General features: G+C 68.6%; 27 protein-coding genes. 7 read left to right on the plus strand and 20 right to left on the minus strand.

The window, feature by feature from the left end; all coding sequences use genetic code 11:
• The first annotated feature begins 124 nt into the window (after positions 1-124).
• A complete protein-coding gene (locus A3OM_RS0121700; protein ID WP_018045899.1) occupies positions 125-637 on the plus strand; it encodes a MarR family transcriptional regulator in 513 nt (170 codons plus the stop codon).
• A 164-nt stretch (positions 638-801) separates the two neighbouring features.
• Here the strand turns inward: A3OM_RS0121700 and A3OM_RS0121705 are convergent, their stop codons facing one another.
• On the minus strand, positions 802-1,170 hold the full coding sequence (locus tag A3OM_RS0121705; protein ID WP_018045900.1) for a cytochrome c family protein: 369 nt from the start codon (positions 1,168-1,170) through the stop codon (positions 802-804).
• Positions 1,171-1,472: 302 nt separating this feature from the next.
• Here A3OM_RS0121705 and A3OM_RS0121710 point away from each other — a divergent pair, with 302 nt between their 5' ends.
• Positions 1,473-2,906, plus strand: a complete 1,434-nt coding sequence (locus tag A3OM_RS0121710) for an FAD-linked oxidase C-terminal domain-containing protein (protein WP_018045901.1) — start codon at positions 1,473-1,475, stop codon at positions 2,904-2,906.
• 106 nt (positions 2,907-3,012) lie between these two features.
• Entirely contained in the window at positions 3,013-3,300 is a 288-nt protein-coding gene (locus A3OM_RS0121715) for a hypothetical protein (RefSeq protein WP_026176297.1), read from the plus strand.
• Here A3OM_RS0121715 and A3OM_RS0121720 read toward each other — a convergent pair.
• From A3OM_RS0121720 to A3OM_RS0121740, 5 genes are all read right to left on the minus strand, one after another.
• Positions 3,294-4,034 (minus strand): hypothetical protein, encoded by a 741-nt coding sequence (locus A3OM_RS0121720; RefSeq protein WP_018045903.1) that lies wholly within the window; start codon positions 4,032-4,034, stop codon positions 3,294-3,296. The two genes, A3OM_RS0121715 and A3OM_RS0121720, sit on opposite strands and share 7 nt — an antisense overlap.
• 26 nt (positions 4,035-4,060) lie before the next feature.
• The gene (rlmJ, locus tag A3OM_RS0121725; RefSeq protein ID WP_018045904.1) at positions 4,061-4,906 is read right to left on the minus strand and encodes a 23S rRNA (adenine(2030)-N(6))-methyltransferase RlmJ; all 846 of its coding nucleotides are present in this window, start codon (positions 4,904-4,906) and stop codon (positions 4,061-4,063) included.
• A gap of 18 nt (positions 4,907-4,924) precedes the next feature.
• The gene (locus A3OM_RS0121730) at positions 4,925-5,584 is read right to left on the minus strand and encodes a ribonuclease T2 (RefSeq protein WP_018045905.1); all 660 of its coding nucleotides are present in this window, start codon (positions 5,582-5,584) and stop codon (positions 4,925-4,927) included.
• Positions 5,581-6,048, minus strand: coding sequence for a hypothetical protein (locus A3OM_RS0121735; protein WP_018045906.1), 468 nt, complete (start codon positions 6,046-6,048; stop codon positions 5,581-5,583). The genes A3OM_RS0121730 and A3OM_RS0121735 overlap by 4 nt, the downstream gene beginning before the upstream one ends.
• 128 nt (positions 6,049-6,176) lie before the next feature.
• On the minus strand, positions 6,177-7,223 hold the full coding sequence (locus tag A3OM_RS0121740; RefSeq protein ID WP_018045907.1) for an extensin family protein: 1,047 nt from the start codon (positions 7,221-7,223) through the stop codon (positions 6,177-6,179).
• 189 nt (positions 7,224-7,412) lie between these two features.
• Between A3OM_RS0121740 and A3OM_RS0121745 the strand changes: the two genes are divergently transcribed.
• On the plus strand, positions 7,413-8,174 hold the full coding sequence (locus A3OM_RS0121745) for a methyltransferase domain-containing protein (RefSeq protein WP_026176298.1): 762 nt from the start codon (positions 7,413-7,415) through the stop codon (positions 8,172-8,174).
• 184 nt (positions 8,175-8,358) lie between these two features.
• Here A3OM_RS0121745 and A3OM_RS0121755 read toward each other — a convergent pair whose 3' ends face one another.
• The 4 genes from A3OM_RS0121755 to A3OM_RS0121770 form a co-directional block, all read right to left on the minus strand.
• On the minus strand, positions 8,359-8,619 hold the full coding sequence (locus A3OM_RS0121755) for a hypothetical protein (protein ID WP_018045910.1): 261 nt from the start codon (positions 8,617-8,619) through the stop codon (positions 8,359-8,361).
• Between the two features lie 243 nt (positions 8,620-8,862).
• Entirely contained in the window at positions 8,863-10,152 is a 1,290-nt protein-coding gene (locus A3OM_RS0121760) for an adenylate/guanylate cyclase domain-containing protein (RefSeq protein WP_081612712.1), read from the minus strand.
• Positions 10,153-10,274: 122 nt separating this feature from the next.
• The gene (gene metW, locus A3OM_RS0121765) at positions 10,275-10,949 is read right to left on the minus strand and encodes a methionine biosynthesis protein MetW (protein WP_244474586.1); all 675 of its coding nucleotides are present in this window, start codon (positions 10,947-10,949) and stop codon (positions 10,275-10,277) included.
• A 14-nt stretch (positions 10,950-10,963) separates the two neighbouring features.
• Complete coding sequence (locus A3OM_RS0121770) at positions 10,964-12,172, minus strand: homoserine O-acetyltransferase (protein WP_018045913.1); 1,209 nt, start codon at positions 12,170-12,172, stop codon at positions 10,964-10,966.
• A gap of 303 nt (positions 12,173-12,475) precedes the next feature.
• On the opposite strand from A3OM_RS0121770, the gene A3OM_RS0121775 reads away from it, so the two are divergent.
• From A3OM_RS0121775 to A3OM_RS0121785, 3 genes are all read left to right on the plus strand, one after another.
• Positions 12,476-13,339 (plus strand): chorismate mutase, encoded by an 864-nt coding sequence (locus tag A3OM_RS0121775; RefSeq protein WP_018045914.1) that lies wholly within the window; start codon positions 12,476-12,478, stop codon positions 13,337-13,339.
• Positions 13,340-13,529: 190 nt separating this feature from the next.
• On the plus strand, positions 13,530-14,651 hold the full coding sequence (locus A3OM_RS0121780) for a histidinol-phosphate transaminase (protein ID WP_018045915.1): 1,122 nt from the start codon (positions 13,530-13,532) through the stop codon (positions 14,649-14,651).
• Entirely contained in the window at positions 14,644-15,603 is a 960-nt protein-coding gene (locus A3OM_RS0121785; protein ID WP_018045916.1) for a prephenate/arogenate dehydrogenase family protein, read from the plus strand. The genes A3OM_RS0121780 and A3OM_RS0121785 overlap by 8 nt, the downstream gene beginning before the upstream one ends.
• Before the next feature lie 248 nt (positions 15,604-15,851).
• Here the strand turns inward: A3OM_RS0121785 and A3OM_RS0121790 are convergent, their stop codons facing one another.
• The 10 genes from A3OM_RS0121790 to A3OM_RS0121835 form a co-directional block, all read right to left on the minus strand.
• Positions 15,852-16,949: a DUF2125 domain-containing protein gene (locus A3OM_RS0121790; protein ID WP_018045917.1), complete on the minus strand. Its 1,098-nt coding sequence runs from the start codon at positions 16,947-16,949 to the stop codon at positions 15,852-15,854.
• Positions 16,950-17,054: 105 nt separating this feature from the next.
• A complete protein-coding gene (locus A3OM_RS24510; RefSeq protein WP_051074345.1) occupies positions 17,055-17,438 on the minus strand; it encodes a hypothetical protein in 384 nt (127 codons plus the stop codon).
• A 198-nt stretch (positions 17,439-17,636) separates the two neighbouring features.
• On the minus strand, positions 17,637-18,416 hold the full coding sequence (locus tag A3OM_RS0121800; protein ID WP_018045919.1) for a lysophospholipid acyltransferase family protein: 780 nt from the start codon (positions 18,414-18,416) through the stop codon (positions 17,637-17,639).
• Between the two features lie 72 nt (positions 18,417-18,488).
• Positions 18,489-20,225, minus strand: a complete 1,737-nt coding sequence (gene ggt / locus A3OM_RS0121805) for a gamma-glutamyltransferase (protein WP_018045920.1) — start codon at positions 20,223-20,225, stop codon at positions 18,489-18,491.
• An 81-nt stretch (positions 20,226-20,306) separates the two neighbouring features.
• Positions 20,307-20,789: a hypothetical protein gene (locus A3OM_RS0121810; RefSeq protein WP_018045921.1), complete on the minus strand. Its 483-nt coding sequence runs from the start codon at positions 20,787-20,789 to the stop codon at positions 20,307-20,309.
• Positions 20,790-20,798: 9 nt separating this feature from the next.
• A complete protein-coding gene (gene rlmN, locus A3OM_RS0121815) occupies positions 20,799-22,085 on the minus strand; it encodes a 23S rRNA (adenine(2503)-C(2))-methyltransferase RlmN (RefSeq protein WP_018045922.1) in 1,287 nt (428 codons plus the stop codon).
• Positions 22,086-22,180: 95 nt separating this feature from the next.
• A complete protein-coding gene (locus tag A3OM_RS0121820; RefSeq protein ID WP_018045923.1) occupies positions 22,181-22,600 on the minus strand; it encodes a hypothetical protein in 420 nt (139 codons plus the stop codon).
• Between the two features lie 115 nt (positions 22,601-22,715).
• The gene (locus A3OM_RS0121825; protein ID WP_018045924.1) at positions 22,716-23,405 is read right to left on the minus strand and encodes a uracil-DNA glycosylase; all 690 of its coding nucleotides are present in this window, start codon (positions 23,403-23,405) and stop codon (positions 22,716-22,718) included.
• Positions 23,402-24,922, minus strand: coding sequence for a bifunctional UDP-sugar hydrolase/5'-nucleotidase (locus A3OM_RS0121830; protein WP_026176300.1), 1,521 nt, complete (start codon positions 24,920-24,922; stop codon positions 23,402-23,404). Before A3OM_RS0121830 ends, A3OM_RS0121825 begins: the two co-directional genes overlap by 4 nt.
• Positions 24,923-25,042: 120 nt before the next feature.
• Positions 25,043-25,996, minus strand: a complete 954-nt coding sequence (locus A3OM_RS0121835) for a class I SAM-dependent methyltransferase (RefSeq protein ID WP_018045926.1) — start codon at positions 25,994-25,996, stop codon at positions 25,043-25,045.
• Positions 25,997-26,083 lie beyond the last annotated feature (87 nt).

The raw sequence follows: 26,083 nt of genomic DNA on the forward strand, positions 1-26,083 counted from the left end.
GATTGCGCGCAACCATGATGCGGGAATCCCGTGAACGCTGGTGACCATTCCGCATTATCAATTAGATAGGGTGGTTGGGCCGGACCCGACACCGGACGCGACCAACATGAGGGAGGCCCCAGGAATGGCAGGCCGACGTATCACGCAAGCAGATGCCATCGACGACGTCGTGACCCCGGGTCGGGGCGTCGACGGTCAGCTGTGCTTTGCGGTCTATTCGGCGGCCCACGCCTTCGGTCGGGCCTACCGTGCTCTCCTGTCCGCCCACGACCTCACCTATCCGCAATACCTGGTCCTTCTCGTCCTCTGGGAACAGGAAGGGCTGACGGTGAAAGAGATCGGAACCCAGCTGTTCCTGGATTCCGGAACGCTCACGCCTCTGCTGAAGCGGCTGGAGGCGTCGGGCCATGTCCGCCGGGCCCGCGACCGGGCCGACGAGCGCCAGGTCAGCATCTTCCTGACGCCAAAGGGGCGCGAGCTCGAGGGACGGATGGATTGCGTCCCCGGTCTCGCGGGAGCCCTGACCGGGATGTCGGAAGACGGACGCCGAGCGCTCCTCGACTCTCTGGTGATGCTGCGGGGAGCGCTCCACGACAACGTAGCCGGCGCCAACGAGGAATCTCCGACCTCCAAGTAACCGTTTCCAGGGAACCGTCACCCGGCGGCTTTGATCACGCAAAAGGCCGCCCCTGAGCGAACAGGGACGGCCTCCATCGATGGGACGCTGCCGTTTCCAAAGGCTCGAAGCCGCGACCGCCGTGATCGGCTACGGCTTCGGTCCCTCAGGACGTGGACTTGAGATCAGGACTTGGACTTGAGATAGGCGATGAGGTCTGCGATCTTCTTGTCGTCCTTCAGGCCCGGATAGACCATCTTGGTGCCGGGCACCTTGGCCTTGGGATCCTTGAGCCATTCCTTCAGGTTCGCATCATCCCAGGTGATCCCGGAATTCTTCAGGGCAGCCGAGAAGCTGTAGCCGTCATGGCCCTCACCGGCCTTCTCGCCGTAGACGCCCTTGAGGCTCGGACCGACGCCGTTCTTCTCGAAGTTGTGGCAGGCCTTGCAGGCCGAGAACACTTTCTCGCCGGCTGCCGCGTCGCCGGCTTCCTGGGCCTGTGCGGAGAGCGGAAGCATCAGAGCGAGCGCGGCGCCGAGGATGAGGTGACGCATTGTATTTTTTCCTCCGTTGGGCGGCATGAGCCAGCCGAGCTTATGGCAGAGCTTTTGGTTTTAGAACAGATCGAGACTGGGAACGTTCCAAACTCGCCTAGGGTCCGTGCGGCGAAACGAAGCCCGAAACCGGCCTTTCCGCCCTCCGGAAACGTCGACGCATCCGATCCTGATGCATCGAAACCGGTTATCGTTTAGATATCGTCCAATTCCATTGTCCTGAACGGTTCACGGCTCGTTTTTAGTCCTTCCAAGCTGAGCGGTGGCTGAAGACAGGTCGATGCGTCGAGGAGCGCCCGCCCATGTCGATCGCCTTTCCCGTGCCCGACCCCGACATTCTCGCCCGCCGCGAGACGATCATCGCCGGCCTGCGGCCGCTCGTCGCGGCCGAGGCGTTGATCGTCACCGAGGACGAGCGCCGCGCTTTTGAGACCGACGGCCTGACCGCCTATCGCAAGATGCCGCTGGCCGTGGTCCTGCCCTCGACCACCGCCGAGGTCTCCGCCGTGATGGCCTATTGCCACACCAACGGCGTGCGGGTGGTGGCGCGCGGCGCCGGCACATCCCTCGCCGGCGGGGCGATCGCCCAGGAAGACGCGATCATCCTCGGTGTCGCCAAGATGACCCGTGTCCTCGACGTGGATTTCGAGAACCGCGTCGCTCGGGTCGAATCGGGCCTGACCAACCTCGCCATTTCGGGCGCCGTCAGCCACGAGGGGTTCTTCTACGCGCCGGACCCGTCGAGCCAGCTCGCCTGCACCATCGCGGGCAACATCGCGATGAATTCGGGCGGCGCGCATTGCCTGAAATACGGGGTGACCACGAACAACCTTCTGGGCGTCACCCTGGTGATGAACGACGGCACCGTGGCCGAGATCGGCGGCGCCTATCTCGACAGCGCCGGGTACGACCTCCTCGGCCTGATCTGCGGCTCGGAGGGTCAGCTCGGCATCGTCACCGAGGCGACGGTGCGTATCCTGCGCGCCGCCGAGGGCGCGCGCCCGGCCCTGGTGGGCTTCTCCTCGGTGGAGGATGCGGGCGCCTGCACCGCCGCCATCATCGCCGCCGGCATCATCCCCGTGGCCATGGAGTACATGGACCGTGAGGCGATCCTCATCACCGAGGATTTTGCCCAAGCCGGATATCCGCGCGACGCCGAAGCGATGCTGATCATCGAGGTCGAAGGCTCGGACGAGGAGTGCGAGGCGATGCTGGCCCGGATCGAGGCCATCGCCCGCGACTACCGGCCCACCAGCATCCGCGTCTCGAAATCCGAAGCCGAGAGCGCCGCGATCTGGAAGGGGCGCAAATCCGCCTTCGGCGCCACGGGCCGCATCTCGGATTACATCTGCATGGACGGCACGATCCCCACCGGGCAATTGCCGCTGGTGCTGGAGCGCATCGGCGCGATCTGCGCCGACAAGGGCCTTCGCGTCGCCAACGTGTTCCATGCAGGCGACGGCAACCTCCATCCCCTCATCCTGTTCGACATCAACACGCCGGGCGAATTGCAGAAGGCGGAGGCCGCGGGCGACGAGATTCTGAAGCTCTGCGTCGAGGTCGGCGGCTGCCTCACCGGCGAGCATGGTGTCGGCATCGAGAAGCGCGAGCTCATGCGCTTCCAGTACGCGCAGGTCGATCTCGACCAGCAGATGCGGGTCCGCAACGTGTTCGACCCGAAATGGCTCATGAACCCCGCCAAGGTGTTCCCGCTGGAGGGACGCGTCGCCGCCTGAGGCCAGCGCGCCGCGCAACGCGGTTTCTCGCCATCCCGCCGAACCGTGCCCGGAACGCTAAGCTCCGGGCCGGTGTTTCCTCCCAGCACAATCGTGGAGGATGATCATGCGCATCGTTGCAACGCTCTCGGCCCTGGCGCTGCTCACCGTGGCGAGCACGGGAGCGGCCGAAGCCAAAGGCTGCATCAAGGGCGCGATCATCGGCGGCCTCGCCGGGCATTACCTCGCCGAGCGCGGCGTGGTGGGCGCGGTGGCGGGCTGCATCGGCGGTCGCTATCTCGCCAATCGCCGCGCCAAGCAGCAGCGCGAGATCGAGTACGGCTCGCGGGTGCAGCAGCGTGGAGCCGGCTACGCACCGAACCAGGCCTATCCGCGTCGGTCTTACAATTACTGAGATCGATCCGGCCGGGGCGGGCCGGCGACGGAGCTACCCGTTCCGCGGGACGCCTCGGCTTGTACGTTCGTCCTCACGGCGATCCAGAGCACGTGCCGACGCCCGCCGGGATGGGCGGGATAGCGGTGTTCCTCGACATCGAAGCCGAAGCGCCGAAGCCGCTTCTTGAACCGGCGGTCCGGCCCCCCGGACCAGACGGCCAGAATGCCACCCGGTCGCAGGGCATAGTGCGCCCGCTTGAGGCCCCAGCCATCGTAGAGGCGGTCGTTTTCCCTGCGCGTCAGGCCCTTGGGGCCATTGTCGACGTCGAGGAGGATGGCATCGTACTGAGCCTGTCCCGACTGGATGAGGCGGTTCACGTCGGCCTCGACCAGGCTCACGCGCGGATCGTCGAGGCTCCCGGTGAAGAGATGGGCAAGTGGTCCGCTCGCCCAGGCGATGACCGCCGGCATCAATTCGGCCACGACGACCTCCGCCTGCGGGCCGAGGGCGTCGAGGGCGGCACGCAGGGTGAACCCCATTCCGAGCCCGCCGATGAGGATCCTCGGCGCCGGTTTTCCCTCCAGCCGCGCGCAGGCGACCGTGGCCAGGGCCCGCTCCGAATCGCGGTGGCGGTCGTTCATCAGTTCGGCGGTGCCGACCATGATCGAGTAGGCGTCGTCATAGCGGACGAGACGCATCGTCTCGACGCTGCCCGGAATGGCCGCGCTGGCGATGGGAATCGCGGAATTCATCGATGGGACGACCTTCACGACAGGATTCAAGCCTCGACGCCGAACGCGTCGCAGCGGAACGCCCCGTAATCTCCCCGCGCCAGCCGTTCGGCCAGGGCGGGCAGGAACAGGGCCGCCTCGTCGGCAAGACGCCAGGGCGGGTTGATGACGATGAGGCCGTTGCCGTTGAGACGGTTCGGATAGGGCTCCGAGATCATCAGGTCGATGCGCAGGGCAGGCCGGGAGAGCGAGCAGTCGAGTTCCGCCACCATGCGGTCAATGAGTGCGACGTCCTTGATCGGATACCAGCCGAGATAGATGCCCGTCGGCCATTTCGCCACAGCCTTGGCCAGAGCCGCACCGAGCCGGTCGACTTCGCCGAGTTCCTCGTAGGGCGGGTCGATCAGCACGACGCCCCGCCGCTCGGGGGGCGGGATCAGCGCGTGGAGGGCGGTCCACCCGTCGAGATGCATCACCTTGGTGCGCGGATCCTGGTTGTAGCGCTCGCGCAGGATCTCGGCATCGGCCGGGTGCAATTCGACGAAGACGCCCTGGTCGCCGGGCCGTAGAAATTCGCGGATGATCGCCGGCGAGCCGGGATAGATAGTCGCCCCATGGCGCGCCTGGGTGGCGGCGACGGCCTCGCGATAGGGGGTGAACAGCGCCTCCACCTCGTCGGGGAAGGGCGTATCGAGGCGGCCCCAGCCATCGTGCCACTCACCCGTCCGCCCCGCCTCGTCACCGGTCAGGTCGTAGAAACCGAGGCCCGCATGGGTATCGATGGCACGAAAGCCCGTGGGCTTGGCCTGGAGATGATGGAGCACGCGCGTCAGCACGAGGTGCTTGAGCACGTCGGCGAAATTACCGGCGTGGAAGGCGTGCCTGTAGTTCATGGGCGCAGGTTCCTGGCCTCACCGGCTCGCGTCGACGGCGATCTCGCCCGCACGGCAATTCTGCCGCGCCACTTCGGGGCAGGGCGCGAAGCCGCGCAGATCCTTGGTGAAGCAGATCCGCACCTCCTGCAACTCTCCCCGGGTGCAGGTGACCGACATCATGTCCGGGCGCAGGCCGCGATTGGCGGCCACGAACTGGCGGGCGATATCGACGGGGGCGATGCGCGTGTCGGAATCGGGCTTCACGAAGCCGGCCGGGATGGTCACCGCCTCCCGCGCCTGGGCGGCGGCCTTGAAATACGACATCGGATCGAGGCCCGAACAGGTGCCGTGCTTGCGCCACTCGTGGCGGGCGAGCCCCTCGCTCGGATAGACCTCGCCGGCAACATCCATGGCCTGGCGGGTGGGAGAGCGTTCCACGGAGGAGCAGTCGGACGGGTAGCCCCGCGTATATTGCGGCCACAACCCATGGACGACGAAGCCGAGGCCGCGACCCGGCCGGCACTGGCCGTCGGCGTCACGCCGTCCGGCCGTCTCGCAATAGGTCGGCGACCAGGACAGGGCCAGCACATAGAAATCGAACTCGCCGGGCGTGCCGCCGCGTCCATAGCCCTGCGCCTGCGCGGTTCCGGCGAAAGCCGTCAGCGCCAGTCCGGCGAGCGCGGCGACTCGTCTCACGGACGGGCTTCGCGGCAGGCCGTGGCGTAGGCATAGGCGAGGTTGCGGTCCAGGCCGTGGACGCAGAACTCCACGCCCCAGGTCACGCCGATGAAGCCGAGGCCCTCGCGGACGGAATAATCGACCTTGCGCTTGATCCCGTCCGACGTGGTCGCCACCGCGCTGCAGAAGCGGCGGGGATAGGTGTCGAGGCCCCAGGGGCGCCAGGCCGTCCGCTCGATCCGGTCATAGCCGACGATGGTGAGGCTCGAGTTCCAGAACTTCGCCTCCTTCTCGGCGAACTGGCTCGACATCTGTTCCAGCACCGAGGAATCCTGGCAGCCCGGAATCTGCCCGTCGAAGGGAAACTCACGTTCCTCGGCGGGGGTGATCTCCTCGCGACCCGAGCGGGCGAAGGCGGGTTGGAGGCTACCCGCGAGGACGAGGCCGAGGGCCAGGGCGGTGACGAGGGAATTCGGGCGCATGCCGGCGTCTTTTCGCTGGAGTCCGTTCATCCGGGGACGATGGCGTCTGTCCGGGCGGTGTCAAGCGCAAGAGGCCGGGCGGCATCGCTTTCATTCCGGCCTGGGGCGACCGGAACACAGTCCGGCCCTTAGTAGATCGGGTCCGACAGGCCCGGGGCGGCGAGGGAGAGCGGCTCGTCCGAGAAGCCCGGCGCCGGTTCGGCATAGGTCGGCGCGGAGGCCAGACGCGAGGTCTGCGGGCGCGGTACCGGCCGGACCGCTGGCGTGGAGGCATAGGCGGAAGGCGCCCGATTTGACGGGGCGGCAGCGGAAAGACCGGGGGAGGGCGCACGGGCGACCTGCGGGCTCGTCCTGGCAGGGCTCCGGTTAGAGGACATCGGTGCCACGCCGTAGGGATCGTCCTCCTCGACATCGAGGGGGGCCTGGGGCGGGGCGGGCTGGCGCTCCACCGGGCGCGGGCGCGAGACCGGCCGGGGCACGCCGTCGGCGCCGAGCTGCGGCGTGAACTTCAGCAGCGGCTGGCAGATGCGCTTGAGGCCGCGCGGGTCGTGGCGGGCGAGATCCACGTGGATATGGTCGTAGTGGAACACGTTGGAGCCGGGAGCGAGCACGGTGGAGAAGCGTGCGCAGGCGCCGATGAACACCTCGCGCAGAAAACCCTGCTCGGCCTCGGTGCCGCGCCAGCCGCCCTTCACGGTGATGACGTAGCCGTCGGCGAGCTTGAACGACATGATGTCGACGGCATTGCCGAACGAATGCTCCGAGAGCTTGGCGCCGGCCTGGTTGTTGCGGCCGCGGCAGGCATAGGAGCCGGCGTTGATCTCGGCCACGGGCTGGCCGAAATATAGGTTGGCGGCGGGCTGGATCGTATCCGCCAGCCATGCCTCGGCCTCGGCCAGGGCCGGGCAGGCCAGCGTCATCCGCTGTTTCAGGGCGACCGAGCCCTTGCCGAGACGGGTGATCCGGTAGGGCTGCAGCATGCCGCAGACGCCGGGACCGGCGATCTCCTTCACCGGTGTCACGAACTCGGTGGTCTCCACAAGCCGCTTGGCGTTGCAGGCCTGTTCGGTCTGGTCGCGCCAGGCCTCGCGGCTCTCGAACGGGCTGCGTCCACAGCCGGTGAGACCTGCGCCGATAAGTCCGAGAACGGAAAACGCGAGTACGCTACGCCACATGTCGGAACAATGGGCAGCTTTTCGTAAAGCGTTCGTCAACGATGCCGAGTGATCGCTCACCTGTGTATGAGTGTGGACGACCGAGGCTTCCCTCTTGCGCGGCCGGAAGCGCAAGTCGCGCCGGGACGCTTGAGCGCGCCCCGCGCCCGGTCTATCGCAGCCTCACCGATGATCCCGCCGACGGCACCGATGCGTCCCTGGAAACAGGCTGTGGCCCGGGCCTTCGACGGGGCGGACGATTACGATGCCGCCGGAATCATCCAGGCGGAGGTCGCCGGGCGGCTGGCGCAGCGCATCGCCGCCCTGCCCCTTCCCCCGTCGCCACACATTCTCGAGATCGGCTGCGGCACCGCCTTCCTCACGCGGGCCGTCCTCGCTCATGTGACGCCCGGCCTGATGGTGGCATCGGATCTGTCCCCCGCCATGATCCGCCGGGCGCGCGAGCGCATGCAGCATCGGCCGGATTTGGCCTTTCTCGTCATGGACGGCGAGCGGCCCTGCCTGGCGCCGGGCTTCGACCTGATCTGTTCGAGCCTGGCGGCGCAATGGTTCGAGGATCTGGAGAGCGCGCTCGGCCGCCTCGCCGGCCTGCTGGCGCCCGGCAGGTTCCTCGCGGTGACGACCTTGGCCTCGGGCACCTTCCGCGAATGGCACGAGGCGCATGAGGCCGTCGGCCATCGCCCCGCCACACCGTCCTATCCGACGGCGGAGGCCCTGGCCCGGCTCCGATTCTCCGGCTGCACGAGCAACGTGTTCCTGGAGCCGGTCGTCGAGACACATGCCGACGGCCGGGCCTTCCTCCGATCGCTTCGCACCATCGGGGCGGGAACGCCGGGCATCGTCCGTCCCCTGTCGCCCGGCGCGTTGCGGACGGTGATCAGGCAGTTCGAGAGGGGAGGGGCGGCGATCACGTACGAGGTCGCCACCCTGGAGATCCGACGCGATCCCTGAAATGGAAACGGCGGGGCTCTCGCCCCGCCGCACTGCGTTCCGGTCTCGGTGAACGTCCGACCTACGAGGCCAGGAAGACGCTCGCGGTGCCGACGATCGTCCAGATCAGGCCGCCCGCGAAGGCACCGATCATGGCGTAGGAAAAGCCCTTCAAAACCATGTCCGTCCCTTTCGTCTCAAGCGATCAGCAGCGGTTTCCGCCCGAGGTCTGACCGTATTGCTGGACCGGGAAATTCTGCTGGTTGGCATTGCCCTCGGCGGCCGAGCTCATCGGGCAGCCGAGATAGGCGGGCGGGCGGCTGACCTCCCTGAGGGAGCCCGTCTCGGTGACGTCATAGGGCGAGAAAGCGGTGTAGCGCGAGGGGCGCTCGAACGCCGTTGCAGAAGAGATCGAAGCAGCGCCAAGCACAAGAGCGGTAGCGACGGCGGCGATACGGTTCATCATAGCGTTTTACAAATTCCTTTACAGTGCGGACCAGATGTTTGGCCCGCTTCGCTCTGTATGAAACTGATATAGGAAGTCTCTTTCCTCCATGACGTGCCACGCCACACGAACCATGCGGGATTAAGAGTGCCTCACAAAACTCCCGGTCACCGTCGGTTCTCGCTCACGGCACGACGGTGCAGCGGGAGTTTTGTGAGAGACGCTCAGTGACGAGCCTGCCGATGGCATCGGACCGGATACGATTCAGCGCGCGACGGCGTAGAGCCGGGGCCCGGAAGCCTCGCTCACCGTCCCGGCCGAGATCCAGTTGAGACCGCTCGCGCCGGAGCCGGCAAGGAGATCGCGAAAATCCTCCGAGATGGCGATCGGGAGGTCCACGGCCTTGGCCCGTGCCTCGATGCGGGCGAGGGTGTTCATCGCCGGGCCGAGCACGGTGAATTCCGCGCGATGACCGTCGTCGAACACGCCGACGAGGACGTCGCCGGCATGCAGCGCGATGGTGACGCGCAAGGAGGGAAGGCCTTTCTCCGCGAGGCGCCGGTTGAGGGCCGCCAGCCGCAGCTGGACCGCCTCGGCACAGGTGAAGGCCGCGCGCGCCTGCGCCTGGGGAGGGCCGACGAGGAACTGGGCCAGCACCCCGTCGCCGATATACTTGTCGACGATGCCGCCGCGTTCCGTCACGGCCCGATGCGTCAGGGCGCGCATCTCCATGAGGACCTCCACCACCTGCTGGGGAGGCCGTGTCCGCGTCAGCGCCGAGAAGCCGCGGATGTCGAGGGCGAACAGGCAGGCATGACGCTCCTGGACCTCGCCCGGACCGCCGCCCTGCGCCAGATCCTCGGCGACGGCGGCCGGCACGAAGCGGGTGAGGATCAGGCGCTCCCGCTCCAGCCGGAACGTCGCCGCCACTGCCCAGGTCAGCCGCCGCACGCCGTCGAGGACCACGAGGCTGGCGACCATGAAGGTGAGAAGCCCCGGCACCTCCTCGTCGAGGGTGACGTGGGGTCCCAGATGCTGGCTCTCGGGCGAGAGATAGACGAACAGGATGGCGCCGCCCCACCCCGCCGTCACCAGACCGGCGAAGAGGCAGGTGTGCCAGACGCGCATGGTGAGCGCGGTCTGCAGCAGGATCAGGAAGGCCGGGATCCGGCTGACCGCGGCGGCTGCCTCCTCCGTGTCGGCGGCGCCCAGAAACATGTGCTCGACGAGGACGTAGATCGCGACGCTGGCATTGAGGAGGGTCGAGCCCCAGCCGAGCCACGCTCGGCTCGGGCCCACGGGGATGCCGGTACCGGGTGCCGTTCGCAGGCTGAGCAGCGCCAGGAGGATCGAGGCCCCGGCATAGACCGACAGGACGATCCAGTGTCCCAGCCCGTGGATCGATCCGTCATAGGCCTGCGCGGTGGCGAGCAGGACCAGGACGATGAGCAATTGCAGGGCGAAGGACCGGCCGCTCGATGCCTGCTGCAGATGCGTGATCGTCGGCGAACGCGGTTCTTCCCCGTTTGCCCGGTCTCGATCCCCGGTTCTCAATAGGCTGTCTCCTCCTGCCCCATCGGCCGCCCCTCATGCCGGATGCGGCCCATGCAGGCCATCGGTGGAGATTGCCGCATGCCGGGCACCGGCTTTCGGGAGGGGTATGCGCCCGGATCGCCTCAGTTGGCGTCGGACGGCGTTCCGTCGCCGCGCCGCAGGAGGAACACGCCTTGCGCGCCGAACAGGTTCCAGACCCACCACGGCATGGAGATCCGCATCGGCCGGCCGCGCGCGTTGAGCGCCGTGGCCTTCTCGATCTCGGCCCCCACGGTCCGGCACAGGCCGACGAAGTCGCGGATGGTGCAATGGTGGATGTTCTGGGTCTCGTACCATTCCTCCGGCATCAGCTCGGTCACCGGCATCCGCCCCCGGAAGGCGAGTTCCGAGCGGACCCGCCAATGGCCGAAATTCGGGAACGAGATCACCACCTGCCGGCCGATGCGGAGCAGGTGCTCCAGCACGATGCGCGGGTTGCGCGTCGCCTGGATGGTCTGGGACAAGACCACCACGTCGAAGGCGTCGTCGGGGTAATTGGCGAGATCGGTGTCGGCGTCGCCCTGGATCACCGGCAGGCCGCGCGCCAGGCAGGCGTTGACGCCCTCGCGGGAGAGCTCGATGCCGCGCCCGTCGACGCCGCGCCGGTCGCGCAGCAGCGCGAGCAGGGTTCCGTCGCCGCAGCCGATATCGAGGACGCGGGCGCTCGGCGGCACGAGACCGAGCACGACGAGATGGTCGACGCGGGCGCCGTCGCTGCGCGGCAGCGTGTCGGTCGTGCTCCAAGGGGCGAGGGCCACGCGACTCACCGACGTCACAAGCCCCTCGCCCGGGCCGCGGCGTCGATGAAGCCCTTGGCGGCGTTGAACATCACCGGCTCGTCGAGGAGGAAGGCGTCGTGACCCTTGTCGCTCTCGACCTCGACGAAGGCGACCGAGGCCGAGGCCGCGTTCAGCGCATGCACGATGGCGCGGGAATCCGCCGTGGGAAACAGCCAGTCGGAGGTGAAGGACATCACGCAGAACCGCGTCCGGGTGTTGCGGAAGGCGTTGGCGAGCACGCCGCCATGGTCGGCCGCGAGGTCGAAATAATCCATGGCGCGGGTCAGGTAGAGGTAGGCGTTGGCGTCGAACCGCTCGACGAAGCTCAGGCCCTGGTGGCGCAGGTAGCTCTCGATCTGGAAATCGGCGTTGAACGAGAAGGTCGGCGCGGACCCGCCCTGGAAGCGGCGGCCGAACTTGCGGTGCAAGGCCGGCTCGGAGAGATAGGTGATGTGGGCGCCCATCCGCGCCACGCCGAGGCCCTTGGCGGGGCGCGTGCCGGCCTCCAGGTAGCGTCCTTCCGCCCAGGCCGGGTCGGCCATGATCGCCTGACGGCCGACCTCGTGGAAGGCGATGTTCTGCGCCGAATGCCGGGCGCCGGTGGCGATGGGCATCGCGGCGAAGACCCGGTCGGGATAGAGCGCCGCCCATTGCAGCACCTGCATGCCGCCCATGGATCCGCCGACGCAGAGGAACAGGTCGCGGATGCCGAGACGGTCGAGGAGCATCGCCTGACCCCGCACCATGTCGCGGATCGTCACCAGCGGAAAGTCGAGGCCGTAGGGCTTGCCCGTGGCGGGATCGGTGGAGGCCGGACCCGTGGAGCCCATGCAGGACCCGATCACGTTCGAGCAGATGACAAAATAGCGGTCGGTATCGATGGGCTTGCCCGGTCCCACCAGGGTCTCCCACCAGCCGCGCTTGCCCGTCACCGGATGGGTGTGGGCGAAATGCTGGTCCCCGGTGAGCGCATGGCAGATCAGCACCGCGTTCGACCGGTCGGCGTTGAGGGTGCCGGCCGTCTGGTAGGCGATCCGGAAAGGCGCGAGATCGACGCCGGCATCCATTGCGAGCGGTTCGTCGAGGGCGAACGAGGCCACCGGGCTTCGCGGATCGAGGGAGGGCGGCGCATCCGTCGGGATGCCGTCCTGGCGGATGTTCCCCTCGTCGGGCCTTGCGAGACTGTCGAGCGACATGGTCATCAGGCGTCTTCGCGCGTTGTTCGCCGATTCGCTTTCGCGGTGATGCGAGGGGGGCGGCCGGTCGCCACCCCATCGACGCGTCGCGAAGGTCCATCCCCATCGGTGCCCGGCCCAGCCGGACGACATGTGGGCGTAATGTGCGTATGCACGGGCGTCAACGAAAGGGGCCGCGCGCGAGAAGGTCACAACCGGTGCTCTGGTCCTCGGGCTTCGGGAAACGTAGACACGATCGGCCGTCTCCCTCATGCGGGGTCGGCGAGATCCATACCCGATCCATACCCGCCGCCGGACGCGACAGCCCGCATGCGCTTCACCACGAGACCCGCACCGCCCCTCGACAATCTCGCCGAGCTGCGCGCCGAGATCGACCGGATCGACGCGGAGATGCATGCCCTGCTGATCCAGCGCGGCTCGATCATCGACCGGCTCATCGCGGTCAAGCGCACCTCGGCCAGCGGCTCGGCCTTCCGGCCCGGCCGCGAGGCCTCGATGATGCGGCGCGTGGCCGAGCGCCATCGCGGGCTGCTCCCCCTCGACACCGTGGAGGGGATATGGCGGGTCATCATCGCCACCTTCACCTGGGTCCAGGCCCCGTTCAGCGTCCATGCGGACGTGTCCGGCGGCGACGCACCGATGCGCGACTCGGCGCGCTTCCATTTCGGATTCACGGTGCCCTACCGGCCGCATCCCACCTGCGCGGCGGTGATCGAGGCCGTGGCCGCCTCGCGCGGCGATCTCGGCATCTTCCGCCTCGACCCCGAAGGTTCCGCGCCGCCGAGCCCGGAGGCGCCCTGGTGGGAGGGTCTCGTCGGCGAGGGGCGGCCCAAGGTGATCGCGCGGCTGCCCTTCATCGAGCGGCCGACCCATCCCGCCGGCACGCCGGTCTTCGTGGTGGCCAACCCCCTCGACGATCCGGCCGCCGCCCAGCGCGACTGGGTGCTCCACGCGGCCCGGCTCGAGAACTGGACGCCCGAGAGCGCCCGTGCCCTGCAGGACCTCTACGGCGAGGTGGTGGCGCGCGCCACGGCAACGGACGGTCACCGCCTTCTCATCGCCGTGCCGGGCGGGGTCGGCGGCCGGCAGTTGCGGGAGACCCTGGAACGGGCCGGCGCGAGGGTGCAAAGCCTCGACGAGATCGGCAGCCACGCCGCCCGGTTCCGGGTGTGACGCCGAAGCAGGTTTAGCAAAAGTGGTCATCGGTTTTGCGTTCCAAAACCTGCGACACGTCAGAGGCCTCAGCGAGGTGAAGCGTTGGCTTGCCAATGCGAACCTGCTTAGGCGGGAGAGAGGCGGTTCACTCGTCAAGGCGGGCAAGCTGCGTTAGACGGGCAGCCTGAACTCCAGCCGGCCCGCGCTCATGTCCTCCGCTCCCTCCGTGTCCCGTCCCGTCCCCCGCCCCGGAATCCTCGCCATCGAGGCCTATGTGCCCGGCAAGAGCGGCGCCCCCGGCGCGGTGAAGGTCCATAAGCTCTCCTCCAACGAGACGCCCCTCGGCCCGAGCCCGCTGGCCATCGAGGCCATGCGCGAAGAGGCGTTCCGCCTCGCCCTCTATCCGGACGGCAATTCGACCCGCCTGCGCGAGGCCATCGCCTTCCGCTACGGGCTCGATCCCGCTCGCATCGTCTGCGGCGCCGGCTCGGACGAGCTCCTGTCCTTCCTCGCCTACGCCTATCTCTCCGAGGGCGACGAGGGGATCTTCACCGAGCACGGCTTCCTGGTCTACCGCATCGCCATCCTGGCCGCTGGCGGCACGCCCGTGGTGGTGCCCGAGCGCGATCTGCACGCCGATGTCGACGCGATCCTCGCCGCCGTCACGCCGCGCACGAGGATCGTCTACCTCGCCAATCCCAACAACCCGACCGGCACCTACCTGCCCTTCGCCGAGATCCGACGCCTGCATGCGGGCCTGCCGCCGAACGTCCTCCTCGTCCTCGACGGAGCCTATGCCGAGTACGTGCGGACGAACGATTACAGCGCCGGCCTCGAACTCGTTCTCGAGGCCGAGAACGTGGTGATGACCCGCACTTTCTCGAAGATCCACGGCCTCGCGGCCTTGCGGATCGGCTGGATGGTGGGCCCGGCGGGGGTGATCGATGCGGTGAACCGCATCCGCGGCCCGTTCAACCTGTCGGGCAGCGCCATCGCGGCCGGGGCGGCGGCCATCGCCGACGAGGCCCATGTAGCGGCTGCGGTCGCCCATAACGAGACGTGGCTCGCCTGGATGACCGAGGTCGTCTCCTCGCTGGGCCTCGTGGTCACCCCAAGCGTCGCGAATTTCATCCTCGTCCATTTTCCCGACGAGCCGAATCGGAGCGCCGCCGAGGCCGACGCTTATCTGTCCGCGCGCGGAATCATCGTGCGGCGGGTGATCTCCTACGGGCTGCCGGACGCCCTGCGCGTCACCATCGGCGGCGAGGAGGCCAACCGCGCCTTCGTCACGGCGCTCACCGCCTTCGTGAAGGACGGCATCCGTGCCTGAGGCGAACCCCGTCTGCGAGCGCCTCGCCATCGTCGGCCTCGGGCTGATCGGCTCCTCCATCGCGCGGGGCGCGCGGCAATACGGGCTGGCGCGGAGCATCGTCGCCATCGATCGCGACCCGGCCGTGATCGAGCGTGTGCGGGCCCTCGGCCTCGCCGACGAGGCGACGGGCGAGGCCGAGGCCGTCGCGGGCGCCGACCTCGTCATCCTGTGCGTGCCCGTGGGGGCGGTGGGGGCCGTCGCCGAGGCGATGGCGCCGCATCTGAAACCCGGTGCCATCCTGTCCGATGTCGGTTCGGTGAAAGCCTCGGTGGTCGCCGCCGTCTCGCCCCATCTACCCGAGGGCGTTCGTTTCGTGCCGGCTCATCCCGTGGCGGGCACCGAATATTCCGGACCCGATGCCGGCTTCTCGACCCTGTTCTCGGGCCGCTGGTGCATCCTCACCCCGCCGGAGGGCACCGACGAGGCCGCCACCGCACAGGTCCAGGCCTTCTGGGAGGGGCTCGGCGCCATCGTCGAGAGCATGACGCCGGAGCATCACGACCTCGTGCTCGCCATCACCAGCCACGTGCCGCATCTCATCGCCTACAACATCGTCGGCACGGCCGCCGATCTCGAAGCGGTGACGCAATCCGAGGTCATCAAGTTCTCGGCCGGCGGATTTCGCGACTTCACCCGCATCGCCGCCTCCGACCCGACCATGTGGCGGGACGTGTTCCTCACCAACAAGGACGCGGTGCTGGAGATGCTCGGCCGTTTCAACGAGGATCTGGCGGCCCTCGCCCGCGCCATTCGCTGGGGCGACGGCGATGCGCTGTTCGAACTGTTCACCCGCACCCGTGCCATCCGCCGGGGCATCGTCGCCCTCGGGCAGGAGACGGCGGAAGCGGATTTCGGCCGCAGCCGCACCCCGCCGGAGCCTGCGAAGGATGAACCGGTCTCGGGGCGGTAGGGTCTCGCAAGATGAACTAGTGGGCTGGTTTGCCGTCGCCCCCGAGCAAAGACGTCCGTTCTCTCACCGACGACCTCATCCTGAGGCGCCGCGTAGCGGCCTCGAAGGAGGGTTCCAGAAGCCACTGCGCGAACTGGAGGGCTCCTTCGAGGCCTCCGCTTCGCTCCGGCACCTCAGGATGAGGTCGTGCAGGCATGAATGTCTCCTGCTGAACCATCACGGCTCATGTACTTGGGTCGAACGGCCTCTCAGTACAGTGGTGGCACCTGGACGTTGGGGATCGGGAACGGACCCAGCATCAGGCGGCCGTCCGTGAGGCGCAGGGGCGGCATCGCCTTGAGGGACGGATCTCCCGCTGCCGCCGGCGTGGCGGCCGCTTCGGCGTCCTGGCGGCGACTTCCGCCACCGAGCAGCTTGCCGACCAGTCCTCCGATCAGGGCACCCTTCTCGGCCCCGAAACGCTGGCCCATGACCTGCCCGACCAGGGCCTCCACCCCGGCGGCGCGGATATCGATCTGTCCGGCGGGACGGTGCTCGTCGTCGAGGGTGATCTTACCCTGGGCCTGGAGGCGGCGGTCGCCCTTGGCCAGGGAGAGCAGGGCGATGTCGAGGCTGCCGCCGGCCCGGCGCCAGGCTTCGAGCTCGCGCGCCACCTGTCCCGTCCGGATGACGGCCGCCTGATTCACCGTGGCATCCAACGCCATATCGACGGGGGCGGTGTTGCCGAGGAGAGGATCGAGGGACGGCACGTTCGCCTGCGTCAGCCGCAGGCTGGTATCGACGGCACCCTCCGTGGCGAAACGGGCGGGGGTCGGCCGGGCGTGAAATTCGAGGTGCTTGGCCGCCACGTCGATGGGCTGCGGCGCGGCATTCTTCACGCTGACTTTCGGCCCATCCACCGCCAGGGAGGCCCGCGTGAACCCGTCGGACGTGCCGTGGAAACTCGCCTCCAGTGAGGTCCAGGTGGCGTCGGCGACGAGGCCGTCCTGTTCCACGTGGAACGGCCCGCTCGCCTGCAGGATGCCCTGGCGCGGCTGATAGACCTGAACCACCGCGGTCAACGATCCGAGGGTGAAGCGGCTGTCCGCCCGCGAGAAGGCGAGGGAGGCGCAGCGCAGTTCGATCCGGAAGGGATAGCCAGTGATGGTGCGGTCGGCGCAGGTCCAGTTGCGCCCGGCCGAGGCCTCGCGGGCGATCCAGGCATCCATCTCGGACCCGGCCTTGCCGCGAATCCAGAACCAACCCGCGCTCCAGATCAGGACAACGGCGAGGAGGAGAATGTAGGGCAGGAACAGGCCGGTCCGCGATGGCCGTTTCCTGGCCGTCAAATCCGGTGCCTGCGCCATCGTCCACTCGCCTCGATCTCGAAGCCCCGTCGCCGTCGACGGGGTATCCTTCGTGACTGAGCTTTGGCGGGTCTCAACGCGGCGAAAGCATGGCCGCCCGCCGATTCAGGCGGCGACGCTCGTGATCTGGTCCATAGGCCGATCCACATGGAGATCGGCGACGATCTCGCACCGCTCGGCCTCATCCTCGGCCAGGCGGTGGACATGCATCTCCGTGGCGCCGCCATGGCGCGCACGGGCGATCCAGTTGCGGGTGAGCCGCTCGCGCGGGCTCGATCCGGCCGCGGCCACGGCGATGAGTTCGCCGATCCCGGCGGAGTCCCGCCGCACGGCCATCACCACCGCCTCGCCCATGTCGTCGAGTTCGAGCTCGGCCAGTTCATGGATGCCGACGACGTAACGGCGGCCGGACCGGCCGCGCCAAGCGCTCAGCACCAGGGCAGGAGTTCCACGCAGGCTGGCCGTCGTCCTGAGACGTACTTCGCGCATGGATGGATCTCCTGATCAGAGGATGGGCCTCGGTGAAAGCCGTGTTCCGCGCCTTGCGGTGCAGAACAAACGCGGCTTTTCCGTTCGCCCTTTGTTCCATAGTAATCTTAACAATTTCCTTCCGTCAAGAGTCGCGCTTTCGCTCCCCGCAGGGTGCCTTAGACCGGCTTATCCACAGCCTGTGGATAGACTGAGCGCTCACGCGGTCCTGGATTGTTCTGCGACGGCACCGGTCCCGGGCACGGCATGACCGCGTGCCGCCAGATCCGCCCGGCCGGATGCCAGGAGGGCATCGGAGGCGGCTTCGATCCGAGTCTGCATCTCCTCCAGGAACGCCGTGCGGTCGAGGCCGGGGGCGATGGGGGCGAGGAACTCGATCACCGTGGTGCCGGGGCGGCGGGTCAGCTGGCGGCGCGGCCAGTAGAGACCGCTGTTGAGGGCGACGGGCAGGCAGGGTACGCCGAGCGCCGCGTACAGATGGGTGATGCCGAGCTTGTAGGCGGGGGGCGAACCCGGCGCCTTGCGGGTGCCCTCGGGGAAGATGATGAGTTGGCGTCCGTCGCGGATGGCGCGGGCCGCCGCCTCGTTCATCGCCGCCATGGCGCGGGTGCCCTTGGAGCGGTCGATGGCGACCATGCCGGAACGGGACAGGAACCAGCCGAAGAGCGGAATCCAGAGCAGCTCGCGCTTGAGGATATAGGCGAAATCCGGGAAGGCGGTGACGAGGGCCAGGGTCTCGAGGGCGGATTGGTGCTTGGACGCCACCAGCAGCGCGCCGGGGGGGCGGTGGTGCAACCCCCTGAACTCCACGCGCACGCCCCCGACCACGCGCAGCAGCCACAGGCTCACCTTGGCCCAGAACCGGGCGACACGGATGCAGGCCCGCTCCGAGACGAGGGCGGGCAAGCCGCCGATCGCGATGAGGGCGGTGGCGAGGTAGAAGACGATGTTGAAGGCGATGGAGCGAAGGATATGCATCGGAAACCCGGAATGATGCCCTTCCTGTAGCGCGCGCCGTCCCGCCGCACCATCCGCCCGACCCGAACCGCCCTATTCGCCCTCGGCCAGGGTTCCGCGCTGGCGCGTGTCGGCGGCCCCGGCCACGAGCCCGTCACCCGTCATCACCGAATTGGCCGAGCCCGAACTCGACCCCACCCGCACCGCGTGTCCCTTCGCCCGGAGCAGGGCGAGGGTGTCCGGCGAGAGCCCGTCCTCGGCGAACAGCACGTCGGGCCGCCATTGGTGATGGATGCGCGGGGCGGTGACGGCCTCGGCGAGGTTCATGCGGAAATCGATGACGTTGACGATCACCTGCAGCACCGTGGAGATGATGCGGCTGCCGCCCGGACTTCCGGTGACGAGGACGAGGCGCCCGTCCTTGAGCACGATGGCCGGGGTCATCGAGGAGAGCGGCCGGGCGCCCGGCGCCACCGCATTGGCTGGGCCGCCCACGAGGCCATAGGCGTTGACGCTCCCGGTCTTGGCGGAAAAATCGTCCATCTCGTTGTTGAGGAGGACGCCGGTCCCCTCCGCCACGAGGCCGAGCCCGTAGGAGAAGTTGAGGGTCGTGGTGGTGGAGACGGCGTTCCCGGCGCGGTCCACCACGGAATAGTGGGTGGTCTGGTCGGATTCGTAAGGCAGCGGGTCGCCGGCCTTCACCGCCTCGGCCGGGCGGGCGCGAGCGGGGTCGATGGCGGCGCGCAGGGTCTCGGCATAGGCCTTGGCGGTGAGGCCCCGCACCGGCACCTCCGAGCGGGACGGATCGCCGAGCCAGGTGGCGCGGTCGGCATAGGCCGGCTTCATCGCCTCGGCGAGGATGTGGAGGGCCTGGGCGCTGCCCGCGCCCATCGCGGCCAGGTCGAACCCTTCGAGGATGTTGAGGATCTCGATGAGATGGACGCCGCCGGAACTCGGCGGCGGCATCGAGACGATCTCGTAGCCGCGGTAGGTGCCGCGAATGGGCTGGCGGATCGCGGGGCGATAGGCGGCGAGATCGGCAGGCGTCAGCACTCCGCCCACGCGTCTCGCCGCCGCCGCGATCCGCTCCGCGATCGGGCCGGTATGGAACGCATCGGGTCCATGCTCGGCGATGGCCGCGAGGGTCACGGCGAGATCGGGCTGGACCAGGGTCTCGCCCCGCTGGAGCGGACGCCCGTCGCGGAAGAACACGGCCCGGCTCGAAGGCCAGCGCCCGAGGCGGTCGGCGGCGCGGGGCAGCGAATCGGCGAGCCCGCCCTCCACGGGAATCCCATCCCTGGCCAAAGCCCTGGCCGGGGCAATGAGATCGGCGAGGGTGAAGCGGCCCGACCCGTAGAGGCGGTGAGCCTCGGCCAATCCGCGCACGGAGCCTGGGACGCCGACGGCCTTGCCGGTGCGGATGGATGCGCCGCGATCGGGCTGCCCGTCGGGGGCGAGAAACATGTCCGCCGTCGCCGCGGCGGGTGCCGTCTCGCGAAAATCGATGGCCACGGTCTCGCCGGTGCCGGCGAGGCGAACGAGCATGAACCCGCCGCCGCCGAGATTGCCCGCCTGCGGCAGCGTCACCGCGAGGGCGAAGCCCACCGCCACGGCGGCATCGACGGCATTGCCCCCGCCTTTCAGGATCGCGACACCGACGCGGGTCGCCAGGGCGTCCTGCGATGAGACCATGCCGTGGGTCCCGAGGACGGGGAGGATGCGGGCGTCGTCGGAGGGGATCGGCGGCAGTTCCGGGGCCGCCTGGGCGAGGGCCGGTCCAGACAGCATCGTGAGAAGCGCCAGGGCGAGGCTGAAGCGATGTCCGGTCATGCCCAATCCATCATGCGAGGCTCTCCCACGGCATCCTGCGCCGATGCCCGTCGCAGCCAACGCAGCGGCAGCGGTGCCCGTTCAGGCCCCCACGGGCCGGTCGCGTATGGCGATCCAGCCATAGACCAGCCCGGCGGCCGCTCCGGCAAGGAAAAGCAGGGCGGTCACCCGTCCCTCGACGGCGAGGTTGTGGGCGGCGAGGGAGGCGGGCGCGCCCCGCATCAGCCACGGCACGAGGGCGGTGGCGAGCCCCGTGCCGACAGCATAGGCCGGAGCGCTGCGCAGGTTCATCGCCTCGCCGATGAGCGCCATGGCGAGGGGTGGCAGCACCAGCAGGACGAACCCGGCGCGGGCGATGCCGGCGGCCAGGAGAAGCAGGGCGTCGGGACCGATCCCGGAGGCGAGGTCGGTCATCCCCTGCAGGAACCCGAACAGGCCGAGCCGGGTCAGCGCCTCGCTGGAGACCGGATCGACCAGGATGGCAAGGACGAGCACCAGGGCCCCACAGGGAATGGCGAGGCACAGGGCGAGGCTCGCCCAGATCAGGCGGCCGATGAGCCGCATGGGACGCGCTCAGCCTTCGTCGTCATCGGCCCCGGCATAGACGCCCTCGGCGCCGATCCCGTCTTCCAGCATCATCCGGGCGCGGGCGCGCAGCTTCTCGGTCTCGCTCTTGAGCTGGCCGCAGGCGGCGAGGATGTCGCGGCCGCGAGGCGTCCGCACCGGCGAGGCGTAGCCGGCCTCATAGACGATCTCGGAGAATTGCTCGATCCGCTCCCAGTCGGAGCATTCGTAGATGCTGCCGGGCCAGGGGTTGAACGGGATCAGGTTGATCTTGGCCGGGATGCCCTTGAGCAGCCGCACCAGTTCGCGTGCATCCGCATCGGAATCGTTGACGCCCTTCAGCATCACATATTCGAAGGTGATGCGGCGGGCATTGTTGAGGCCGGGATAGTGGCGGCAGGCCGCGAGCAGTTCGGCCAGGGGATATTTGCGATTCAGCGGCACCAGGGTGTCGCGCAGGTCGTCGCGCACCGCGTGGAGCGAGATCGCCAGCATGGCGTGGGCCTCCTCACCGAGCCGCTGCATCTGCGGGACGACGCCGGAGGTCGAGACGGTGATGCGCCGACGGGAGAGGCCGAGGCCCTCCTGGTCGGACATCACGCCCACCGAATCGATGACGTTGTCGATGTTGTAGAGGGGTTCGCCCATGCCCATGAAGACGATGTTGGTGACGGCGCGGCGGGTCTCGTCCTCGCCGGCGGCCACCGGGTTCTGGCCGACCCAATCGTTCAGCCGGTCGCGGGCCACCACCACCTGCGCGGTGATCTCGGCGGCGGTCAGGTTGCGCACGAGGCGCTGCGTGCCCGTGTGGCAGAAGCTGCAGGTGAGGGTGCAGCCGACCTGGGACGAGACGCAGAGGGTGCCGCGCCCACGGCCGGGAATGTAGACGCACTCGATCTCGGCGCCGCGATTGTGGTCGTGCTTGCCGGTGGGCGCCATGCGCAGCAGCCACTTGCGCGTGCCGTCGCGGGAAACCTGCTCGGTGACGACCTCGGGCCGCTCCAAGGTGTAGGCCCGCGCCAGATCGGCCTTGAGTCCCTTGCCGACATTGGTCATCTGGTCGAAGTCGGTGGCGCCGCGCGCGTTGAGCCAGTGCCAGAGCTGGCCCGAGCGCATGCGCTGCTCGCGCTCCGACACGCCGATGGCGGCCAGACGCCCCTTCAACTCCTCGCGGGTGAGGCCGATGAGGGACGAGCGGCCCGGCGGAACGGCGTCCGGCTGGAACTCGGGAAGCTTTTCGATTGCGGCCACGACGCTTTCGTCGCGGCCGGCGGTGTCGACCGACGCCGTCGCCATGGATCACTCAACCTTCGGACTTGGAATAGGTCCGATATAGGCGATCCCGCACCGGAACGCGAATGTGTCCCGATGCGTGCACGGAATGGCGGGGTCTACTGCGCCGGTTTGGGCTCGACCGGAGGTTTCGCTTCGGCGGGTGGGGAGGCTGCACCCATGGGAAGCAGCACGTTCTTCACGACATTGCCCTCGGGGCCGTATTCGCCGGCGACGGCTAGGCAAGCCTGCTCCCGGTTCAGCTGCATCTGATTCGACATCAGCGCGAAGATCGTCTGGACCTTGCCGCCGAAGGGACCTCGCGGGCCGACATCGGCGGCGCTGACATTCTGCTTCTGGAGCAGGGCATCGAATTGTTCGACGCCGATCTGGTAGCCGCAGACATTGGCCGCGGCGAAGATGTAGGCGGCGAATTCCAGGGCACGGGGCGGAGGCGCGTTGCGGATCTGAGCCTGTGCAAGGGTCGGTGCGAGCAGGCCGGCCGCAAGGCACAGGCTGAGAACGGGTTTCAGGCGCATGGACGGCGTTTCCTCGGAAGCGTTCTTGGGGCGGCGCGGATTCTTACGTTCCGCTTATGCTGCCCATCCGAGATAGACCGCCGGGCCGTCCTGTCAAAGCGACCGTTTCACCGCGTCAACCGAGCGACCAGTCGATGGGGGAAAGGCCCCGGCCCGCCAGCCAGGCATTGGCCTCGTCGAAGGGCCGCGTGCCCGAAAAATCCCGCAGGCGGTTGAGGGGAGAGGGATGCCCGGTCTCGATCACCCCGCATCGCTCTCGGTCGATGAGGGCCGCCCGCGCGCGGGCCTGCGCCCCCCAGAGCAGGAAGATCGCGGGCGTCGGACGGGCCGAGACGGCCTTCACGGCGTCGTCGGTGAGGGCGGACCAGCCGTAGCGCAGATGCGCGCCGGACTTGCCGGCCTCCACGGTGAGGGCCGAGTTCAGGAGCAGCACGCCCCGTCTCGCCCAGGGCGTGAGATCGCCGCTCGCCATCGTGCCCGGCAGTTCGGCGAGGATCACCTTGAGAGAGGCCGGAAGCCGGCGGGGGCCGACATAGGAGAAGGCGAGGCCGTTGGCATCGCCGGTCGTCGGGTAGGGGTCCTGCCCGAGGATGACGGCCTTCACCGCTTCCAGCGGCGTCAGCGTGAGGGCACGGAAGACCGCATCGGGGGAGGGCAGGACGCTCGCCCCTTGCGCAATCCGCTCGTCGACGCGCGCACAGACGGCATCCGCCGCCCCATTGGAGAAGAAGGGCAGCGTCAGCCAGGACGAGCCCGTGGCGCGGAACTCGTCGAGGGCCAGGCTCAGCGAGCCGCGCGCCGTCACCGGATCACGATCCGGCCGCCATCGGGGACGGAGAGCGGGTCATGCCGGGCGATATAGGCCATGACCTCGTTGGCGACGAGCTTGCCGTCCGTGGCGCCGATGAGGGTGCGCCCGTCGGCGAGGAGGCCGTAGCCGTTGCCACCATCGTAGAGGAAATTGTTGGAGGCCACCGTATAGGTCCGCGTCTCGTCGAGGGGCTGTCCGTCCACGAGGATGGACTGAATCCGGTGTCCCGCATTCGCCCCCGGATCGACGGTGACGACGAGACCCGAGACCTGCGGGAAACGACCCGCCGGGCGGCCGAGATCGGCAAGGGCCGATTCCAGCAGGGTCCGCACCTGGGCGCCCGTCAGCGAGACCAGAACCGTGGTGTTGCCGAAGGGAAGCTCGGTGAGGATGTCGCGCCGGGTCAGCACGGTACCGGCCGGATAGAGCCGGTTGCCGCGAATGCCGCCGCCATTGGTGATGGCGATCTCCGCCCCCGTGGCCGCGCGCAGCGCATCGCCGACGAGGTTGCCGAAACTGCCTTCGCGGAGGCGCACGGTCGAGATGCGGCTGTCGAGGGGCGCGCTGATCGTCCCCACCGGCACGTCGAGTTCCTTCGCCAGCCGAGCCTCGAGCCGCTGCGTCACGGCGAGGGTCTCGGGATCGGGCGTGACGTCGGCGGTGTCGTGGATGCGGAAGGTCGGGTGCCAGGACAGGGTCCGGGTCTTGCCCGTTCCCTTCACCGTCACGGCGACGTCGATGGCGGTGACGTAGCGCGCGTCGAAACTCGATTCCGCCAGCAGGCTGCGGCCGTCATACTGCACGATGAGGTCGTGGTCGTGGCCCGAGAGCAGGATGTCGACGATCCGCGCCGCCACGATCGCCTCGTCGGTGACGCGCGCCGTATGGCAGATGCCGACGATGAGTTCGGCCCCCTCGTCGCGAAGGGCCTGGGCCGCCGCGCGCAGCGTCTCGATCTCGGGACCGAAGGCGAGATCGCCGGATTGCGATTTTTCCGGCGTGCTGGCGAGGGTGATGCCGACGAGGCCGACCCGGATCCCGCCGAGCGTCACCACCATCCTGTCGCGGAGACCCGCGAGGGGCTTGCCGTCCGCACCGCGCAGGTTGGCGGCGAAGACCGGGAAGGCCGCCTCGCCCATGCGCTGGGCGAAGATGGTGGGGCCGAAATCGAATTCGTGGTTGCCCGGCACGAACACGTCGGGCGGTGCGATGTTGAGAAGCTCGACGATATGCGCGCCGCGGTCGAACCCCGACATCAGCGAGGGGGAGAGGGTGTCACCGGCATGGGCGTAGAGCACCGGCACGCCGCGCGCCCGCTCGGACTTCACCACCGCGTTGAGCCGGGCGAAGCCGCCGCGACCGTCGACCTCGGACATCAGGTAGATGTCGTTGACGAGGAGGAGCGTGAAAGTCGGTTCGATCTCCCCGGCACCGGCGGGCGCGGCCAAACCTGCCGCGAGCCCCGCCCCGAGACCGAGGCTCAGGGTCTGACGACGGGTAGGACGAGGCATCGCGACAGGTCTCCGAAGGGCCGGGCGATCGAGATTCCGGCTAGAGCCAGTGTGGACGCGATCGATGAAGCCGATGCAACATCGGCCTTCGCGTTCCGGCGTCAGGCCCGAACGCGGACCTCAGCGCGAGGCGAAACCGTCGCGCACCGCCTTGGCGTTGCGACGGAGCATCGGCCAGATCCAGGCGCCGGAGACGAGATAGGCGGCGGCCGGCGTGCCCTTGAGCTCGACGACGAGGCGCTCGGCGAGACCCGGATTGGCGAGTTCGCCCACGGGGGCGTCGGTCTTGCGGTACACCACGGTGGTGTCCTCGCGCCAATATTCGGGATGCGGGACGAGGCCGGCCCGGCGGGCGTTGAGGTCGAAGGTCTCGCGCACGAAGCCGTGGACATGGGCGAAGTGGAAACGCTCGTGGGGCGGCTTGCCGGTGGCGGCCATGTTGGGCACCGCCGCGTAGATGACGCCGTCGGGCTTCAGCCAGCGCGACAGGCGCTCCATCACCACGGCCGGATCGCGCAGGTGCTCGAACACGTGATGGGTCGAGATCACGTCGAAATGTCCGGCGGGGAAGCGTCCGTCGTCGGCGTCGTCCAGAACCTCGACCTTGTGATGCTCGCGGGCATAGGCGGCATAGTCGCGGCCGGGCTCGATGCCGATGGCCTCGCAGCCCTTGGCGCGGGCCGCGGCCAGGAACTCGCCGGAGCCCGAGCCGAAATCGAGAACCCGCGCGCCGGGCTTCAGCTTCGGCGCCAGCAGGTCGGCGCGGAAGGTCGCCTCGCGGGCCGAGCGGTTGAGGTGGTGGCGCGGCGGTCCGCCGGCGAAGGCGAGCTGGTAATCGGCCCGGTAGGCATGGGCGTAATAATGCGCCAGTTCGTCCGGCGTCGGCATCGGGTCGGTGCGAATCAGGCCGCACTGCACGCAGGCGACGGATTTCAGCGTCTTCAGCCGCCGGTCGGTCTCGGCCACCGTCACCGTCTCGGCCGATCCGCACAGATTGCAGACCGTCGGTCCCCCCTTATAGGGGTAGCCGGTGAACGGCATGAAGTGGTTGAAGAAGTACCGGGGAGACGGCATGTCGCGCCTTCATTGACGAGATGGTCGCTGGCAGGTCTCGTGCTCTAGATAGATATGCTGCGCCAGACAACTGCGCCACGAAGACCG

Origin of the sequence: Methylobacterium sp. 88A (genome assembly GCF_000376345.1) — a bacterium.
In the GTDB taxonomy this organism is placed as follows: domain Bacteria; phylum Pseudomonadota; class Alphaproteobacteria; order Rhizobiales; family Beijerinckiaceae; genus Methylobacterium; species Methylobacterium bullatum.

Coding starts and splice junctions, on each gene's coding strand:
- A3OM_RS0121800 (WP_018045919.1), bottom strand. CDS start 18,416: ATGCATATCCTTCGCTCCATCGCCTTCAACATCGTCTTCTACCTCGCC.
- A3OM_RS0121715 (WP_026176297.1), top strand. CDS start 3,013: ATGCGCATCGTTGCAACGCTCTCGGCCCTGGCGCTGCTCACCGTGGCG.
- A3OM_RS0121835 (WP_018045926.1), bottom strand. CDS start 25,996: ATGCCGTCTCCCCGGTACTTCTTCAACCACTTCATGCCGTTCACCGGC.
- A3OM_RS0121830 (WP_026176300.1), bottom strand. CDS start 24,922: ATGCCTCGTCCTACCCGTCGTCAGACCCTGAGCCTCGGTCTCGGGGCG.
- ggt (WP_018045920.1), bottom strand. CDS start 20,225: ATGACCGGACATCGCTTCAGCCTCGCCCTGGCGCTTCTCACGATGCTG.
- A3OM_RS0121810 (WP_018045921.1), bottom strand. CDS start 20,789: ATGCGGCTCATCGGCCGCCTGATCTGGGCGAGCCTCGCCCTGTGCCTC.
- A3OM_RS0121770 (WP_018045913.1), bottom strand. CDS start 12,172: ATGACCATGTCGCTCGACAGTCTCGCAAGGCCCGACGAGGGGAACATC.
- A3OM_RS0121780 (WP_018045915.1), top strand. CDS start 13,530: ATGTCCTCCGCTCCCTCCGTGTCCCGTCCCGTCCCCCGCCCCGGAATC.
- rlmN (WP_018045922.1), bottom strand. CDS start 22,085: ATGGCGACGGCGTCGGTCGACACCGCCGGCCGCGACGAAAGCGTCGTG.
- A3OM_RS0121820 (WP_018045923.1), bottom strand. CDS start 22,600: ATGCGCCTGAAACCCGTTCTCAGCCTGTGCCTTGCGGCCGGCCTGCTC.
- A3OM_RS0121705 (WP_018045900.1), bottom strand. CDS start 1,170: ATGCGTCACCTCATCCTCGGCGCCGCGCTCGCTCTGATGCTTCCGCTC.
- A3OM_RS0121740 (WP_018045907.1), bottom strand. CDS start 7,223: ATGTGGCGTAGCGTACTCGCGTTTTCCGTTCTCGGACTTATCGGCGCA.
- rlmJ (WP_018045904.1), bottom strand. CDS start 4,906: ATGAACTACAGGCACGCCTTCCACGCCGGTAATTTCGCCGACGTGCTC.
- A3OM_RS0121745 (WP_026176298.1), top strand. CDS start 7,413: ATGCGTCCCTGGAAACAGGCTGTGGCCCGGGCCTTCGACGGGGCGGAC.
- A3OM_RS0121710 (WP_018045901.1), top strand. CDS start 1,473: ATGTCGATCGCCTTTCCCGTGCCCGACCCCGACATTCTCGCCCGCCGC.
- A3OM_RS0121790 (WP_018045917.1), bottom strand. CDS start 16,949: ATGGCGCAGGCACCGGATTTGACGGCCAGGAAACGGCCATCGCGGACC.
- A3OM_RS0121775 (WP_018045914.1), top strand. CDS start 12,476: ATGCGCTTCACCACGAGACCCGCACCGCCCCTCGACAATCTCGCCGAG.
- A3OM_RS0121735 (WP_018045906.1), bottom strand. CDS start 6,048: ATGCGCCCGAATTCCCTCGTCACCGCCCTGGCCCTCGGCCTCGTCCTC.
- A3OM_RS0121755 (WP_018045910.1), bottom strand. CDS start 8,619: ATGATGAACCGTATCGCCGCCGTCGCTACCGCTCTTGTGCTTGGCGCT.
- A3OM_RS24510 (WP_051074345.1), bottom strand. CDS start 17,438: ATGCGCGAAGTACGTCTCAGGACGACGGCCAGCCTGCGTGGAACTCCT.
- A3OM_RS0121700 (WP_018045899.1), top strand. CDS start 125: ATGGCAGGCCGACGTATCACGCAAGCAGATGCCATCGACGACGTCGTG.
- A3OM_RS0121720 (WP_018045903.1), bottom strand. CDS start 4,034: ATGAATTCCGCGATTCCCATCGCCAGCGCGGCCATTCCGGGCAGCGTC.